Origin of the sequence: Aeromicrobium sp. CF3.5 (assembly GCF_051262695.1) — a bacterium.
Classification (GTDB): Bacteria; Actinomycetota; Actinomycetes; order Propionibacteriales; family Nocardioidaceae; genus Aeromicrobium.
The window spans coordinates 1-1,009 of the sequence record NZ_JBIMEZ010000026.1 but is presented as its reverse complement, the minus strand read 5'-3'; the positions used below and the strand labels follow the sequence as shown (position 1 = coordinate 1,009).

Here is a 1,009-nt window from a genome sequence, read left to right as displayed (position 1 = left end):
TGTGATGTCCAGGCAGGTTGTTGGCGATTCTGCTGATCGGTGGAAGCGCTCCGATGGCGGAGTGGGGTCTGTGGTGATTGTAGAAGTGGATCCAGCCTGGCAGTGCCGCGCGGCGCGCGGTTTCTGATTCATAGAAGCGGGCGTAGGCCCATCCGTCGCCGAGCGTGCGGTGGAACCGTTCGATCTTGCCGTTGGTCTGTGGTCGGTAGGGCCGCGTCCGTCGGTGTTTGATGGCCAGTTCGGTGCAGGCTTCGGCCCAAGCGTGGGAGCGGTAGCAGCTGCCGTTGTCGGACAGCACTCGTTCGACGGTGACTCCGCGGTCCGCGAACCAGACAACGGCCCTCTGGAGCACGCCGACGGCAGTCTCGGCTTTCTCATCAGCGCAGATTTCGGCGTAGGCGACGCGCGAGTGATCGTCGATGACCGTGTGGACGAACGCCTTGCCCATCAGCGGATCGTGCCCCTTGCTGCGTGGTTGTCCGGTGCGCTGAACTGTCGTGGACCTGTTCCTGACACCCTGCTGGCGTCCGACAAATCGATGCCCTCCACCGTCGGGAATGTTGCCGAACTTGGTGACATCAACATGGATCATCGAGCCCGGATGCGGGTGCTCATAGCGGCGGATCGGCTCACCGGTGACCCGGTCGATGTGATTCAGCCGGTTGATCTGACACCGCACCAACACCGCGTGGACCGTCGACGGGGCAACGCCGAGACGGCCACCGATCTGGACCGGTCCCAGACGGTGGCGCCATCGCAGCTCCACGATCTGTCGCTTCACCTGCTCTGGGGTCTTGGCCGGGCTCGAGCGCGGCCTGCTGGTCCGGTCGAGCATCCCGGCTGGCCCCTCATCGCGGAACCGTTTGGCCCACTTGCGGGCGGTCTCGGGCGAGACCATGAACATCTTGGCCGCCTGCGGCGGCTTCCAACCGTCCTCGACGATCAGCTTCGCGAGCCGAAGACGAGCGCGAGGAGTGAGTGCAGCGTTAGCGTGGGACACGAAGGCCTC

The 1,009-nt window shown here is 64.7% G+C and carries 1 protein-coding gene; it reads right to left on the bottom strand.

All coding sequences use genetic code 11. From position 1 onward, the window contains the following. Positions 1–1,000: IS481 family transposase (locus tag ACHAA3_RS16805; RefSeq protein WP_435710246.1), on the bottom strand; the 1,000-nt coding region annotated here is incomplete at its 3' end. Between the last annotated feature and the right edge of the window lie 9 nt (positions 1,001–1,009).